The organism is Pseudoduganella sp. R-32 (assembly GCF_049913245.1).
In the GTDB taxonomy this organism is placed as follows: Bacteria; Pseudomonadota; Gammaproteobacteria; order Burkholderiales; family Burkholderiaceae_D; genus Rugamonas.
The window spans coordinates 4017911-4032414 of the sequence record NZ_CP183987.1 but is presented as its reverse complement, the minus strand read 5'-3'; the positions used below and the strand labels follow the sequence as shown (position 1 = coordinate 4032414).

General features: G+C 61.2%; 11 protein-coding genes. 7 read left to right on the top strand and 4 right to left on the bottom strand.

The window, feature by feature from the left end; all coding sequences use genetic code 11:
- The first annotated feature begins 151 nt into the window (after positions 1-151).
- Positions 152-901 carry a helix-turn-helix domain-containing protein gene (locus tag ACN9MU_RS18340; RefSeq protein WP_426318163.1) on the top strand — a complete coding sequence of 250 codons (750 nt, stop codon included), beginning with the start codon at positions 152-154 and terminating at the stop codon, positions 899-901.
- A 28-nt stretch (positions 902-929) separates the two neighbouring features.
- Here the strand turns inward: ACN9MU_RS18340 and ACN9MU_RS18335 are convergent, their stop codons facing one another.
- The 3 genes from ACN9MU_RS18335 to ACN9MU_RS18325 all read right to left on the bottom strand — a co-directional run bounded on the left by ACN9MU_RS18335 (position 930) and on the right by ACN9MU_RS18325 (position 7398).
- A complete protein-coding gene (locus ACN9MU_RS18335; protein WP_426343244.1) occupies positions 930-3026 on the bottom strand; it encodes a prolyl oligopeptidase family serine peptidase in 2097 nt (698 codons plus the stop codon).
- 14 nt (positions 3027-3040) lie between these two features.
- Positions 3041-5836: a TonB-dependent receptor plug domain-containing protein gene (locus ACN9MU_RS18330; RefSeq protein WP_426318161.1), complete on the bottom strand. Its 2796-nt coding sequence runs from the start codon at positions 5834-5836 to the stop codon at positions 3041-3043.
- 422 nt (positions 5837-6258) lie between these two features.
- Positions 6259-7398, bottom strand: a complete 1140-nt coding sequence (locus ACN9MU_RS18325; RefSeq protein WP_426318160.1) for an SLC13 family permease — start codon at positions 7396-7398, stop codon at positions 6259-6261.
- Between the two features lie 174 nt (positions 7399-7572).
- Here ACN9MU_RS18325 and ACN9MU_RS18320 point away from each other — a divergent pair, with 174 nt between their 5' ends.
- From ACN9MU_RS18320 to ACN9MU_RS18310, 3 genes are all read left to right on the top strand, one after another.
- On the top strand, positions 7573-8310 hold the full coding sequence (locus ACN9MU_RS18320; RefSeq protein ID WP_426161818.1) for a substrate-binding periplasmic protein: 738 nt from the start codon (positions 7573-7575) through the stop codon (positions 8308-8310).
- Between the two features lie 59 nt (positions 8311-8369).
- Positions 8370-8615 carry a hypothetical protein gene (locus ACN9MU_RS18315; protein ID WP_426161817.1) on the top strand — a complete coding sequence of 82 codons (246 nt, stop codon included), beginning with the start codon at positions 8370-8372 and terminating at the stop codon, positions 8613-8615.
- Positions 8616-8686: 71 nt separating this feature from the next.
- Positions 8687-9289, top strand: coding sequence for a serine hydrolase domain-containing protein (locus ACN9MU_RS18310; RefSeq protein ID WP_426343243.1), 603 nt, complete (start codon positions 8687-8689; stop codon positions 9287-9289).
- A 3-nt stretch (positions 9290-9292) separates the two neighbouring features.
- On the opposite strand, the gene ACN9MU_RS18305 is transcribed toward ACN9MU_RS18310, so the two are convergent.
- The gene (locus tag ACN9MU_RS18305) at positions 9293-10705 is read right to left on the bottom strand and encodes a hypothetical protein (RefSeq protein ID WP_426318158.1); all 1413 of its coding nucleotides are present in this window, start codon (positions 10703-10705) and stop codon (positions 9293-9295) included.
- A 212-nt stretch (positions 10706-10917) separates the two neighbouring features.
- On the opposite strand from ACN9MU_RS18305, the gene ACN9MU_RS18300 reads away from it, so the two are divergent.
- From ACN9MU_RS18300 to ACN9MU_RS18290, 3 genes are read left to right on the top strand one after another with little or no spacing between them, the layout of a single operon-like run.
- Positions 10918-12150 (top strand): 3-methyl-2-oxobutanoate dehydrogenase (2-methylpropanoyl-transferring) subunit alpha, encoded by a 1233-nt coding sequence (locus tag ACN9MU_RS18300; RefSeq protein ID WP_426161813.1) that lies wholly within the window; start codon positions 10918-10920, stop codon positions 12148-12150.
- A gap of 28 nt (positions 12151-12178) precedes the next feature.
- Positions 12179-13183, top strand: a complete 1005-nt coding sequence (locus ACN9MU_RS18295; protein WP_426172230.1) for an alpha-ketoacid dehydrogenase subunit beta — start codon at positions 12179-12181, stop codon at positions 13181-13183.
- Between the two features lie 2 nt (positions 13184-13185).
- Positions 13186-14502, top strand: a complete 1317-nt coding sequence (locus tag ACN9MU_RS18290; RefSeq protein ID WP_426318157.1) for a dihydrolipoamide acetyltransferase family protein — start codon at positions 13186-13188, stop codon at positions 14500-14502.
- Positions 14503-14504: the final 2 nt, after the last annotated feature.

Genomic DNA, 14504 nt, shown 5'->3' with positions numbered 1-14504 from the left:
TTTGCTGACTTCCAATTTGCATGTTTTCGATCGGGATCACACGGAAATCGGCATAGTCCGGCCATGTCCTGGCACGGGGCGCAACAGTGGCGTTGCCATCCTTGCCAAGCCAATGCAAAGTGAACATTTTTCGTGCTGCGGAGGAATGGAGATGATCAGTCAGGCATGCTTTGGCGAGCTGGAGGCGATTAATATCGACGCCATCTTGACCATGTTCGACGCTTTGAATGACATTGCCTTTTTCGTCAAGGACAGGGAAGGGCGCTATTTCGGCATCAACCGGACGATGGTGCGCCGTTGCGGGGCGCGGGACAAGGAAGAGGTGATCGGAAAAACCGCGCTGGACCTGTTTCCTCAGGCCCTGGCGGAAACCTATTTTGCCCAGGACCGCAAGGTGATTGACAGCGGCGCTTGCATCGACAGGCACCTTGAATTGCACATCTACCCGGGGCGCAGCCGCGGTTGGTGCATCACCAGGAAGATGCCTTTGCAGGACACGAAGGGCAGGATTGTCGGCCTGATCGGCACTTCACGCGATCTCGGCTTGCCCGACGACGTGAATCCCGCATACCGCCAGATTGCCCATATCGCGGACTACATTCGCGAGAATTATCAGCGCAACGTGTGCGTCCAGGAGCTGGCCGACCAGGCGGGGCTATCGCTCTCGCAGGTTGAGCGCCTGTTCCAGAAAGTCTTTCATCACTCGCCGCGGCAAATGCTGGTTCAGTGCAGGCTTTCGGCGGCCAGGGCCATCATCGATAAAAAGCCGGACGCCAGGATCGCCGACATCGCTCATGAATGCGGCTATTCCGACCACAGCGCTTTCAGCCGCCAGTTCAAATCGGTGGTGGGAATGAGTCCGACCGAATACAGCCGCGTGGCGGGCCGCACGGGGACTTGACTGTGGTCCCCGCGCGGCCGGCAAATACCTACTTCAAGCGGTCCCAAAGGAAGCTGTAGACCATGCCGTAGAGGCGGGCCTGCTGTTCACCGTTCACCGCGCCGCCATGGCCGCCATCCATGTTCTCCCAATACAGGACCTGGTGGCCTTGTTCCTTCATGCGCGCGACCATCTTGCGGGCATGGGCCGGATGCACGCGATCGTCCCTGGTCGAACTGGTGAAAAACACCGGCGGATAGGACCGGTTCCTGTCGAGCAGGTGGTAGGGAGAATAGCGCGAGATGTAGTCCCATTCTTCGGGGCGGTCCGGGTCGCCATACTCGTCAATCCATGAGGCGCCTGCCAGCATGCGGTGGTAGCGCTTCATGTCGGCCAGCGGCACCTGGCTGACGACGGCATTGAACAGCTCCGGGCGCTGCAAGGCTGCCACGGACACCAGCATGCCGCCCAGGCTGCCGCCCATGATGCCGAGATGCTGCGGCGACGTGACTTTCCGCGCAATCAGGTCTTCGGCCACTGTGATGAAATCGTCATACGATACCTGGCGCTTTTCCTTCAGCGCGGCTTCGTGCCAGCGCGGCCCGAACTCGCCACCGCCGCGAATGTTCGAGAGCACGTACACGCCGCCTTTTTCCAGCCAGGCGCGGCCGACCGTGGCATTGTACGAGGGCTTCATCGATATCTCGAACCCGCCATAGCCGTACAGCAGCGTCGGATTGCTGCCGTCGTACTTGAGGTCCTTGCGCATGACGACGAAATACGGAATCCGCGTGCCATCCTTGGCGGAGGCGAAGTGCTGCTCCACCTTGAGGCCCGAAGTATCGAAGAAGCCCGGCTGCGATTTCAGTTGCCGCCGTTCGTCGGAACTGACCTGAGCCAGGTGCAGCGTGGTGGGGGTGAGAAAGTCGTTCTGCACCATGAAGTACTGGTCTGAATCCAGGTAGTCCAGCGATGAGATCGAGACGCTGGCAAATGCCGGCGTCGGTACCGTCCGGCGTTCCCATTTTCCTTTCTGCATGCGCAGCTCCTGCACCTGGCTGCGCACATTGACCAGCTCTGTCAGCAGGATCGCGCTCCTGGTCGTCGCGACCGATTGCAGCGAGCGGGTGGCGTCTGGCTCGTACAGAATGGTGAAGTTGCGCTTGCCCGCCATGAAGCCGGAAAAGTCGATCGACAGGAGCGAGCCTTGCTGGTACTGGCGATTCCCGACGTTCCAGTCTCCGCGCAGGCGGATCAGGAGCTGGTCCTTGAAGGTGAAGGCCGTTGCGCTGTTCGGCTTGTCGAGCTTGACCAGCTTCCCGGCATGGCGGAAGTACAGTTCGTTCGTGAAAAACGAGGTGTAGCGCAGGACAAATTCGCGCTTAAATCGCGGATAGTGGTCAGAGTACCCGGACACGCTGATGTCGGCCAGCTTGCCCTCGAACACCAGCTTCGCAGACTGCAATGGCGTTCCCCGTTTCCATTCCTTGACGATGCGCGGATATCCTGAGCTGGTGAGCGAGCCGGGGCCGAAGTCGGTCGCTACGAACAGGCGGTCGCGGCTCACCCAATTGACGTCGCTCTTCGCTTCGGGAAGGTAGAAGCCCTGCGGGACAAACTGCAGGCTGCTCGTGTCGAACTCGCGCACAACATGCGCGTCCCCGCCGCCCCGGGTCAGCGAGAACAGGCAGCGCTCCGCGTGCGGCTTGAGGCACTCCATGCCATGCCAGACCCAGTTTTCCTTCTCATCCCGCGCCAGCCGGTCGAGATCCAATACCACGTCCCACTGCGGCGCATCAGTCCCGTAGCGTTCCAGCGTGGTACGCCGCAGCACGCCGCGCGGGTGCTCGGCGTCTTTCCAGAAGTTGTAGAGGTACTGGCCTTGTTTCTCGACGAAAGGAATCCGCTCGCGCGAGTCGACGACTTCGCGGATTGCATTGGTGGTCTGCTGGATGCCCGGCAGTCCGTCCAGCTGGTTGGTGGTGAGGCTATTCCACTGCTTGACCCAGTCCAGCGCCCGCTTCGAGCTGACTTCTTCAAGCCAAAGATAAGGATCGGCATCGGCCGCCGGTGCCTGTGCCTGCGCCATTGTGCAGGACAGGAGTGCGGCCGCCGCCGTCAGGCTCAGCTTTTCGATTGGAAGCATGTTTCTCAATTTCCTCAGAACTTGTGCTCAACCGTCAGCATCAAGGTACGCGAGCGCAGGGGCAGGGAACTTCCCGGATACAGCTTGACGGGGGCCTTGCGGTCGAAGAGGTTGAATACGTTCGCCGATACGGTGGTGCCAGGCTGGAAGGTATAGCGGGTCCACAGGTCGACCGTCGTATCAGAAGCGATATGGCATTCGCCCGCGCTCACGCCGCGGTCCTCGCATCCCTCGATGCTGCTGGTCGTATCAAGTACGCCCCAGGCGAGCTTGGTGGAGTCTGTATAATTCGCGCGCAGGCCTGCAACGAGCGGGCCCCGTTCCCACGACATCTTGGCGACGGCGCGCGTGCGAGGTTTGTCGCGATAACCGACATAGTTCTCGGTGTAGGTCTTGGCAAAGCTATCCCAGCTCTGGTATTTGAACTGGCGGTTGAGTTCCAGGCCGAGGTTAAGGGTACCGGCTTCGCCAAGGTTCCAGCGCGCCTTGGCATCAAGGTCGATACCGGAAACGCGCGACTTGCCGTAGTTTTCATACTGGGCTGCGATGGTCCTGATTGGTCCCACAGGGAAGCCGACCGTTCTGCCGGACAGCTCGAAGGCACGGCGTGCGATGTCCAGGTCCTGTGACGTCAGCGGGTCGCGCTCCACCAGCCCGGCCAGCCGGTCTTCGTTGGCGAGCGTCTGGTCGATGCTCTTGACGGCGATTTCATCGCGGCGCTTGATGTTGTAGTAGTCGATCGTAAAACTGAGCGCGCGAATCGGCTGCAGCACCAGGCCCGCCGTGAAGCTGTTGGTATATTCTGGCTTCAGGTCGGGATTTGGAGTGACCGCGGACGGGAAGCTGACCGAGCAGCCCAGGCCATAGGCGGTCAGGGCCAGGTTCTTGTCGGCCGCGTTGCCGGTATTCAGGATGTTCCTGAGCTCCGTGGCGGCTGCGCAGCGTTTGGGGTCGTTGTAGCCGTTGTTGAACCAGGACGCGCCGCCGTTGCCGGTCTCCGGCAGGCTTGGCGCGCGGAAGCCCTTGGACACCGTGCCGCGCACCATCAGCATGTCGTTCACGGTATAGCGCAGGCCAAGCTTGGGCACGACCGCGCCGGCCCCGTCGATCACCTTGTCGCCGCGGACCGCAAAACTCGCTTCCAGCTGCTTGGTGAATGGCGCCCCAAGCTCCAGGAAGGCCGCCGCGACCTTGCGCGATCCATTGATCTTCACGCCGCTGAACTGGACGATGCGCGCGGCCAGGACGTTGTCGCTGCTCTGATGCTCAAAGGACTCGTGGCGCAGGTCGACGCCGGTCGCAAGCTGGAGTGGACCGCCGCCCAGCATGAACAGCTCGCGGTTCGCCTTGAAGTCCAGGAAGGTCTGGCGGTACTCGCCATGCGAACCCATTTCAGGGAACATGGTTTCGAGCAGGGCGCGGTCATTCTGCTGGCCGAATTTGTAGGCGCCGCTGACGATGGCATCGTAGTAGCCGTAACGATCGCGGTACAGGTGCTGGCGCTGGCGGGCCTTGGAGCCCATATGGCCGATTGCACCATCCCACTCCCAGCCAAAGCTTGCGCCCTGGATGCCGGCGAGGGCGCGGAACTGCTCCGATGATCCGACGTTCTTGAACATGTCGCGATCGTCGGCGAAACGGTAATTCAGGCCAATGGGGAAGTCATATGGGTTGTTCGGATGGCCGACCGGCAGTTTGGGATCGGTAAAGTACTGCATCGTGCCGCTGATCGAATCATACCAGGACAGGGGAACACCGGTGACATTGCTGCGCGGAGGCGCCGTGTTGTAGTTGTTGCGCGTCTTGGCAAGCTGCAGTTCGCCGTAGGCTACCGTATCGCCGGAAAGCTTGAGGCGTCCCGAACCCAGGAAGGTTACCCTCTCGGCAGGCGCACGGGCCAGGCTGTCCTGCCAATAGTCATAGAAGCACAGGCCGCCGCTCAGGTTCTCCGGCGCGCAGCCAGGGGCCGCGACATTGATCGATTTGCCGGCCAGGGCAGGATCGTGGTAATTGGCGGGGTAGCGGCCGACATAGTTGCCGGGAATCGAGCCGGTGGAAGTCGCGTCGCGATCCGGGTTCATGCGGATGAACCAGTCGGGGAGCAAGGGGCGCACCTGGCGATCGGTGAATTTGCCGCGCGAATAGACTTCGAGATGAGCGAAGGCGTTATAGCCGTCCTCCTCGAAGTCCCCGGTGCCGCCGATGATCGAAGCCTTGCGTTCGCGATCGAGGAAGGAGCGCTTCAGCGATTGCTGGGCCGAAGCTTTCACGCCAACGCCCCGATAATTCTTGCGGGTGATGATGTTGACGACACCGGCAACTGCATCGGAGCCATAGATCGCGGAAGCGCCGTCTTTGAGAATCTCGACGCGTTCAATGACGTCGCTTGGAATGGAATCGATGTTGACGAAGTTCGATTGAAGCCCGTCCGCAAAACCGTAGGAGGAGAGCCGGCGGCCATTAAGCAGGACCAGGGTCGCACCCGTGCCGAGGTTGCGCAGGGAGACGCCGGTGGCGCCGCTCGCCCAGGAATTGGTACCACCCAGGTCGCTGATCGCGCCGCGGTCATTGCTGGTCAGGTTGTCGAGGATTTGCGCAACGGTCTGCGCGCCGCTTTGTTCAATCTCCTGGCGCGACAGGACCTGAACCGGGGACGCGGTTTCCTGGTCCACGCGCTTGATGTTCGAGCCCGTCACGACGACGCGCTGGACGTTCTTGTCTTGCGCAGCCTGTGCCAGGGTGATCGCGGGGAAGGCGGCAACGATTGATCCGACCAGGACGCTGTACTTCAACTTCTTGCTGTGCTTCACGTTTGTCTCCTTGTACTTCATGGACGATTTGGATCGTTCTACATGTCGTCGCAAGGATACTTTCGAGGGAGCGCACGGTCTTGAGCGTTTTCCCGCGCTAATACGCTGAAAATGGCATACCGCAGCGACCAATGGCCTGTGCACCGCGCCGCGCTTGCAGATACCCATTGATACTGGTATTACCTCGCTGCGCACTTCTATCATCCTTCCGAGTCACCTCATCGGAGAACCCGGCGCCGGAAACCCAGCCGTGTATCTACATCATTTATCAGAGTTGCTCCGAGAAACCCGTCCTTCAGGGCAGGGAATGAAAGGAGCCGGCCGCAACGCGGTGGACTATAAAGCAAGATGGGGGTGCCTGGAGAACGCAAAGGCAATAAGAATCTTGCAGAACACCGCGTATTAATCGGTGGAGTTGCCAATTAACGCAGGAGCCCCCATGCAATCAGCGCCGACAGCAGAAGGAAGGGGAAGGAGTACAGGTGGAAGCGCAGCCACAGGCGGCGTTCGGGCGCCATGCGCAGGGCGATGATATTGGCCAGCGAGCCGATCGCCAGCCCAAAGCCTCCTGCATTCACGGCATAGGCGATGACCTTGTAGTCGACGGAATGCTGGACCAGCAGGATGGTTGCCGGGACGTTGCTGATCACCTGGGAACCGAGCAGGCCTGCCAGGAACAGTTCCAGTCGGGAGAAATGGGGAACAGATTCAATCCAGCCCTGGATGAAATGCTGCTGTGACAGCAACCGGATATCGATGAACATCAGGATGAAGACAACGATCAGGCTCCAGTCAACCTTGGCGATGATGCCGCGGCAGGACAGCAGGACAGCGAGCCCCACGCCGGCCAGGCCCCATCCGGGATACCCGAGTTCCACAGTCACCAGGAAGGCGATATAAAGCATGCCGCAAGTCCTGAGCAAGCCGACATGGTAGGCCGCGGGATCGTCATTCAGCTCGGCATGGATGGTCTGTTTGGGGAAGCAGAACCAGGTCGCCAGCAGCAGTACGGCAAAAACCGCCAACGCAAGCGGCGCCATTTGCCAGGTGAATTCAGCGAAGGACTGGTGCGAGCGTTGCCACAGCAGGATGTTCTGGGGATTGCCGATCGGCGTCAACAGCGAACCCGCGTTGACTGCCAGCGCTTCGAAGATCACCAGGCGCCCGACAGGCAGGCCGCGGATGCCGGACAGGCCGACAGTCAGCGGCACGACGATGAAGAGCGCGATATCGTTGGTCAGTACGGTCGACAACACCGTGGATGCCGCCACCAGGAACACCGCCAGCACCCGCTCCTGCCGCAGCCTGTTGATGATGAGCCGCCCCAGGTGTTCCAGGTAGCCGCTGGCTTCGATGCCGGTGGTTAGCAACAGCATGCCGGCGAGCGTCGCGATGGTGTGCCAGTCTACCCAGTTCTTATACTCCGTGAGCGGATGCGGCGACAGGATGGAAAGAGCAATGGCGGCGAGCAGCAGCAGGTGCATCAGGCGGTCGCGCAGGAAAGGCTGGATAATCTGGCGCAGGAATGGCTGCGCGGTGGTTGGTTCGGTGGTCACAAGCATGTAAGTTTTCTGCGTGGGCAAACGTGCGCATGATAACAGGAGCGGGCAAGGGCGCGTGCGCAGGGCCAAGCACGCCTGCATTGCCGCAATTGTGAAGCTCCGCGTCTTCCGGAAGGGTTATCATCAGCAAAACCGATCAATAACGCTTGCCCTACGATAACTCGCGGGTCCACGATGTACTTCACGCGTCAATTACTATTCGCTTTCCTCCTAGCTTCAAAGACCGTCCATGCATCCGATCTGGTGATGGCAATCTCCAACGGTAGTGGCATGCCGATGACCGATATTCGCGGCGAGGAACTCAAGGGCGGGATACTTAAGGAATTCGGCGACGCGCTAGGCGGTTTGCTGCATCTCGAGCCCCGTTATATGATCCTGCCGCGCACGCGTGTTGAAGGCGCGCTGCTGCGGGGACATGCCGATTTGCTGTGCGACCTGCGGCCCGAATGGCTCGACAACCAGGGCTTCCTCTGGTCGGACGCCATTATTTCGAATCGAATGATGGTCGCCATGCGCAGTGAAACGCCAGTGCCGGCCTCCCTGAACGCTATCGCGGGCCTGCGGGTGGGAACGATCCGGGGATACAGGTACCCGGAGATTGAACACTTGCAGCCACCAATCCTGCGCGATAACGCGGCGAACGATAGCCAGAACCTTGAAAAGTTGCTGCTCGGGCGCTTCGACTTCATTTTCACCAACCGCATCTATTTCGACTACCAGCGCAAGGTTCACCCTGAGCGGGCGCGCCTGGCATCCCATAACCTGAAGATCACGGATTTTGATACTTATTGCGCAGTTCATCCACAAGGCAAACTCGGTATCAGGGACCTGAACCAGGCGATCGCTACGCTCAAGGCCCGCGGCACGATCCGATCGATCCTGGCGCGTTACAGGCCGCACGACTCCTCTTGAAATCTTCCAGGCCAGGCCAAAAATTACTGGCCCGGTTACGACGTTTTCGAGGAGGAGCTATGGATGCAAAAGAAGCGTTGCTGGATCACCTGGCCGAACTCAAGGCGGCGCACGACAAGACCAACCGCCTGATGACGGAAATCACGGCAGTCGCGGCCAGGGCGGTGAAAGGCAGCGGGGTGCTCCCTTCGCTTAGCCAGTTGCGCGCGTATGAGCAGGCGCTGATTGCCGCACAGGGGCAGGCGGCATGTTGTGCGGAGCTATTGCAGCAAGCGCGACGCCCGGCACCGTGCGTGCTGCTTTAAGCTTTACTTAATTTACAACGGTTATCGCTTGGGCAATACTTTCCGCCTTACTTTACGCCCGGCGGGAAGCCATGAAACCGCTGGCCTTTGTTGCGGAACCTGGCCAGGGCTGGAATTATTCCGGCGAAGGCTACGTGCTCCTGCAAGGCATCATGGAGGCCATTACCCGGACGGGCCTTGCAGCCTATCTCGACCAGCATCTGTTTGCGCCGCTGGAGATGCGCGACACGAGCCTGGTCTGGCGCGAGGCATTCGAGGAACGGGCCGTCCCAGGCAAGATGTTTCTTGGCTTTTCGCGGCGGGCTTGTTTCCAGAACGCGCTGGCCGCATTCACCCTTTGCACCACGGCAGCAGACTATGCGCGCTTCATGTCGGCCTTCCTGGCCGACGATGCGCTGATGCAGATGGCGCTTGCCGCGCCTGTAGACGTGAGCAAGCCGCTTGGCCTGGCATGGGGGCTGGGCTGGGGTATCGAGCGCGGCTCGGGCGGAAGCCATGTCTGGCAGTGGGGGAACAACCCCGGCTTCCGCGCATTTGCGATGGCGTCGACCACGACGAAGGATGGCTTTGTGGTCCTGACAAACAGCGAACGGGGCATGCCGCTCGCCGCTTCAATCGCGCAGCAGGTGCTGCCTTCGGATCACGGCGCCTTCCGTTTTCCGCCAGTGGCCTGAGACCTAGAACTGCTCGTTGCGCGCGACGATTTCGCCAGGCGAACCAAGCAGGAAGACATGATCGTTCAGATTATCCGCACCTTTGATGTGTTCGTATGAGGTGAGCGATGGGAGCAGGTCGCGTACAAGCGACTGCTGGCTCGGAATGGACTTGTCTGACTTCAGCTTGCCCAGGATGATCGTCTTTACTTGCTCCGACTGGCCGGCGATCTGTTCCAGGCTTGCTTTTTTCAGCTTGCCCAGCCGGTATTCGAGGGAGACATTGCTGCGCGCGCTATCCTCGACCTGGTGGTATTCGTAGTTCTGGGTCTGCAGGGTCCCGTCGAACCATGGAGGACTGGATTTGCCGATATCGGTGTGGTACTGGGCGCTAAGGCGCGATTGCTGGTCCTGGCCAATCTTGCGGTCGTCGCGGCTTGTCCCCTCCAGTTTGGTCGCTTGCGATACCTCATAGGAGAACGTGTCCTGTTCCCATGCCTTGAGCGGATTGCTGGACTTGGGCGTCTGGGTCAGGGAGGCGCTGAAATCGGAAAGACCTGTCAGCGCGGAACGGTCGTCCGAATTCAGCTGCCACTTCGATGGAATGTGCAGGAAGTCGTCAGTCTCTTCGGCGACGGCCGTTCGATTCATGTCCGAGAAGGCGTCTTTGAACATGGACATCAACTTCTTGTCACCGTGCCCGCGTGCGAGCGCCTGGTCGAATTGCGCCAGGTAGTTGTTGATGGCTTTTGCCTGCTGCTTCCTGGTGCCCAGGTGTTCCAGGGTGCTTGTGTCCACGTTCACTTCAGCCTGGCCATCAGGCCCGTTGATGCGTGCCTTGCGCAACGCGTCGTCAATGTGGAAATCCAGGGTCTGCGGCGCAGGCTCAGGACCGGACACTTCGGCATGGAAGTCGATCGACTGAACAAACCTGCTGTCGAACTGTGTCAGGCCGCTCAGCCGGACCTGAGGGGCCGCTCCCGCCATCCCATCGATAGCAGCCTGGAAGCCCGCTGCCAGCGTGGACAGGGCTTTACGCTCATCATCATCAAGCCTGGCGCTCGAGCTGACCTGGTAGATCATTTCGTCATCGACATCGGCCAGCGTGAGCTCGACCTGGGTCCCGCTGCGCGTGGTGATGCCCAGCGTGAATTTGTTGTCGACCCTGTCCGGCAGCCTGGCATGGTCCAGCGCTATGACCGAGCCGGCGCCGAGCTGCTTGAGCATGTCCGCACCAAGGTCCTGGTAGCGCAGGCTGGTCGGGACGGGCGCGGAGGCTGCGGCGATCGCTTCCGGGCTCAGCGTCACGATGGTGGAAGCTGGTGGAGCGGTGGCCGCGTCCAGCCTGGCCAGGAGAGGATCGGCCTTCCGCGCGGGGGCGGTCACGGCATAGCGGGCGGCCGGTTGCCAGTTGGAGAGGGAGGAGATTGGGCTCATTCCCCCTTAACGGCGATTTATTAATGAAACTTTAATTGTGACCCTTCGCCACGAAAAAGCGTGCTACCCTACCATTGCTTTGAAGGAAATGTTTTTTCGTGCCCGCTTTGCGATCCTCGGCGGGCGGTTCCACAGTCCAGGCCGGCCGAGGCTACCCGCCGCAGGCCCGCCGGGAATGATCCTGCGTCACCATCGCAATTGAAGGAATCTGAATGAGCAAGGGCGAACCACTTCGCCTGCACGTGCCCGAACCCACGGGACGTCCAGGCTGTGCAACTGATTTTTCCTATCTCCGGCTGTCGCCGGCCGGTGCTGTGCGCCGTCCCGAGGTCGACGTAGCCCCAATGGATACGCGCGATCTTGCGTATTCCCTGATCAGCGTGCTCGATGCCGAAGGCAACGCCGTGGGGCCCTGGGTGCCGCAAATCGATATCGAAGTCGTGCGCAAAGGATTGCGCGCAATGATGAAGACGCGCATCTTCGATAGCCGCATGCTGATGGCGCAGCGCCAGAAGAAGATGTCGTTCTACATGCAAAGCCTTGGCGAAGAGGCGATCGGCACCGCGCAGGCGCTGGCGCTCAATGTGGACGACATGTGTTTTCCCACCTACCGCCAGCAAAGCATCCTCGTCGTGCGCGACTATCCAATGGTCGACATGATCTGCCAGCTGATGTCGAACGAACGCGACCCGCTCAAGGGTCGGCAGTTGCCCGTCATGTATTCGGTGAAAAAGGCCGGCTTTTTCTCGATTTCCGGCAACCTGGCGACGCAGTACATCCAGGCAGTAGGCTGGGGCATGGCGTCGGCGATCAAGGGCGATACCAAGATTGCCTCGGCATGGATCGGCGACGGCGCCACTGCCGAAGCGGACTTCGATACCGCCCTGACGTTCGCCCACGTCTATCGCGCCCCGGTGATCCTGAACGTGGTCAATAACCAATGGGCGATCTCGACTTTCCAGGCCATCGCGGGCGGCGAGGATACAACGTTTGCGGCGCGCGGCGTCGGCTGCGGCATCGCCTCGTTGCGTGTCGACGGCAATGACTTCCTGGCGGTGTACGCAGCGTCGCGCTGGGCGGCCGAGCGGGCGCGGCGCAACCTCGGACCATGCCTGATCGAATGGGTCACCTACCGCGCCGGCCCGCATTCGACCTCGGACGATCCGTCGAAGTACCGTCCCGGCGACGACTGGTCGCATTTTCCGCTGGGCGACCCGATCGCACGCCTGAAGCAGTACCTGATCAAGGCTGGCGCCTGGTCCGAACAGGAGCACGAAGAAACCCAGAAGCTGCTGGAGGCGGAGGTACTGGCCGCGCAGAAGGAGGCGGAACAATACGGCACCATGGCCAGCGGCCATACCTTCAGTCCCGCAGAAATGTTCGATGGCATCTATAAGGAGCTGCCGGAACACTTGCGTGTACAACGACAGCAACTGGGGATCTGAGATGGCGGAAAACACAGTGAAAACTTCCATGACCATGATCCAGGCGCTGCGGTCGGCGATGGATGTGATGATGGAGAAGGACGAAAACGTCGTGGTCTTCGGCCAGGACGTGGGCTACTTCGGCGGCGTGTTTCGCTGCACCGAGGGCCTCCAAAAGAAATACGGCAAATCGCGCGTGTTCGACACGCCGATTTCCGAGGGCGGCATCGTCGGCGTGGCCATCGGCATGGGAGCTTACGGGCTGCGGCCATGCATCGAGATCCAGTTTGCCGACTACATTTATCCGGCCTACGACCAGATCGTGTCGGAAGCGGCGCGCTTGCGCTTCCGTTCGGCCGGCGACTTTACGGCGCCCATCACAATCCGTACCCCTTGCGGAGGCGGCATCTACGGCGGCCAGACCCACAGCCAAAGTCCGGAGGCCGTGTTTGCCCACGTATGCGGCCTGCGCACGGTGATGCCGTCGAATCCCTACGACGCCAAAGGCCTGCTGATTTCCTCGATCGAGAACGACGATCCGGTAATCTTCCTCGAGCCGAAGCGCTTGTATAACGGGCCGTTCGACGGCCACCACGACAAACCTGTAGTGCCATGGTCGCAGAACCCGCTGGGGGAAGTACCGGAAGGCTATTACACCGTCCCGCTGGACAAGGCGGCAATTTTCCGGCCGGGCAAGCAACTGACGGTGCTCGCCTACGGCACCATGGTGTGGGTATGCGAGGCGGCGGCGCGCGAGACCGGCATCGACGCCGAGATCATCGACCTGCGCAGCTTGTGGCCGCTGGACCTCGAGACGATTGTCGAGTCGGTCCGGAAAACCAGGCGCTGCGTGGTTGTGCACGAGGCCACGCGCACCTGCGGCTTTGGCGCCGAATTGGTCTCGCTGGTGCAGGAACACTGCTTCTACCATCTGGAAGCGCCGATTGAACGTGTGACGGGGTGGGATACGCCTTACCCGCACGCGCAGGAATGGGCGTATTTCCCTGGGCCGGGGCGCGTCGGCGCGGCGTTCAAACGTACGGTGGAGGCATAACGATGGGTATTCACGTCATCAAGATGCCTGATATTGGCGAGGGCATTGCAGAAGTTGAGCTGGTCATGTGGCATGTCAAGGTGGGCGACGCTGTTACGGAAGACATGATCCTGGCCGACGTCATGACCGACAAGGCCACCATCGAGATTCCATCGCCTGTGCACGGCACGGTCGCCATGCTTGGGTGCGCGGCGGGGCAGGTGATGGCTGTGGGGGCGGACCTGATCCATATTGAAGTGGAGGGGGCTGGCAACCTGAAGCCGCAGGCCGGCGCGGCTGCTGCTGCTTCTGCTGCGATGCCGGCGCCTGCGGCCGTGCCCGCCGTGGCGCAAGCTGCATCGCTTGCTCCGGCAGCGCCTCCCGTCGCCTCGCCCGCAAAGCCTGCGGCGACGGCGATGGGCCAGCAGGTGCAGGCTCCGGCCCGCGTGGCCCGCGAGCCTGGCGAACGTCCGCTGGCTTCTCCGGCTGTGCGCAAGCGCGCCTGGGACATGGGTGTCGAGCTGCAGTTCGTGCACGGCAGCGGTCCGGCCGGCCGCATCCTGCATGCCGACCTTGATTCCTACGTCGCGCGCGGTGTGCATGGGGCGCCGTCCGCAAGCCCGGGCGGCTACCGCGAGGTTCACGGGGAGCAGGCAATTCCGTTGATCGGCCTGCGCCGCAAGATCGCTCAGAAAATGCAGGAATCGAAGCGCCGTATCCCACACTTTTCCTACGTGGAGGAAATCGACGTCACCGAGCTTGAGGCCCTGCGCGTGCGCCTGAACGAGCAATGGGGCAAGGAGCGCGGCAAGCTGACCGTGCTGCCCTTGCTGGCACGCGCGCTGGTGGTCGCCTTGCGCCAGTTCCCGCAGATGAATGCCCGTTTCGATGACGATGCCGGCGTGGTTACCCAGTACGGTCCTGTCCATCTTGGCGTCGCCACACAGACCGATGCCGGCCTGATGGTGTCGGTCATGCGCCATGCGGAAGCACGCGATATGTGGTCGTGCGCCGCGGAGATCGCACGCCTTGCCGATGCCGCGCGCACCGGCAAGGCCACGCGCGACGAGTTGTCCGGTTCGACGATCACCATTTCCAGCCTGGGCGCCTTGGGCGGCATCGTCACCACGCCGGTGATCAATCATCCGGAAGTGGCGATCATCGGCGTCAACAAGATCGTGGAGCGGCCCATGGTGCGCCAGGGCGGGCTGGTAGTGCGCAAGATGATGAACCTGTCGTCCTCGTTCGACCACCGCGTGGTCGACGGCATGCACGCAGCCCAGTTTGTACAAGCCATCCGCGCCTTGCTGGAATGTCCAGCGATGCTCTTTGTGGAGTAATC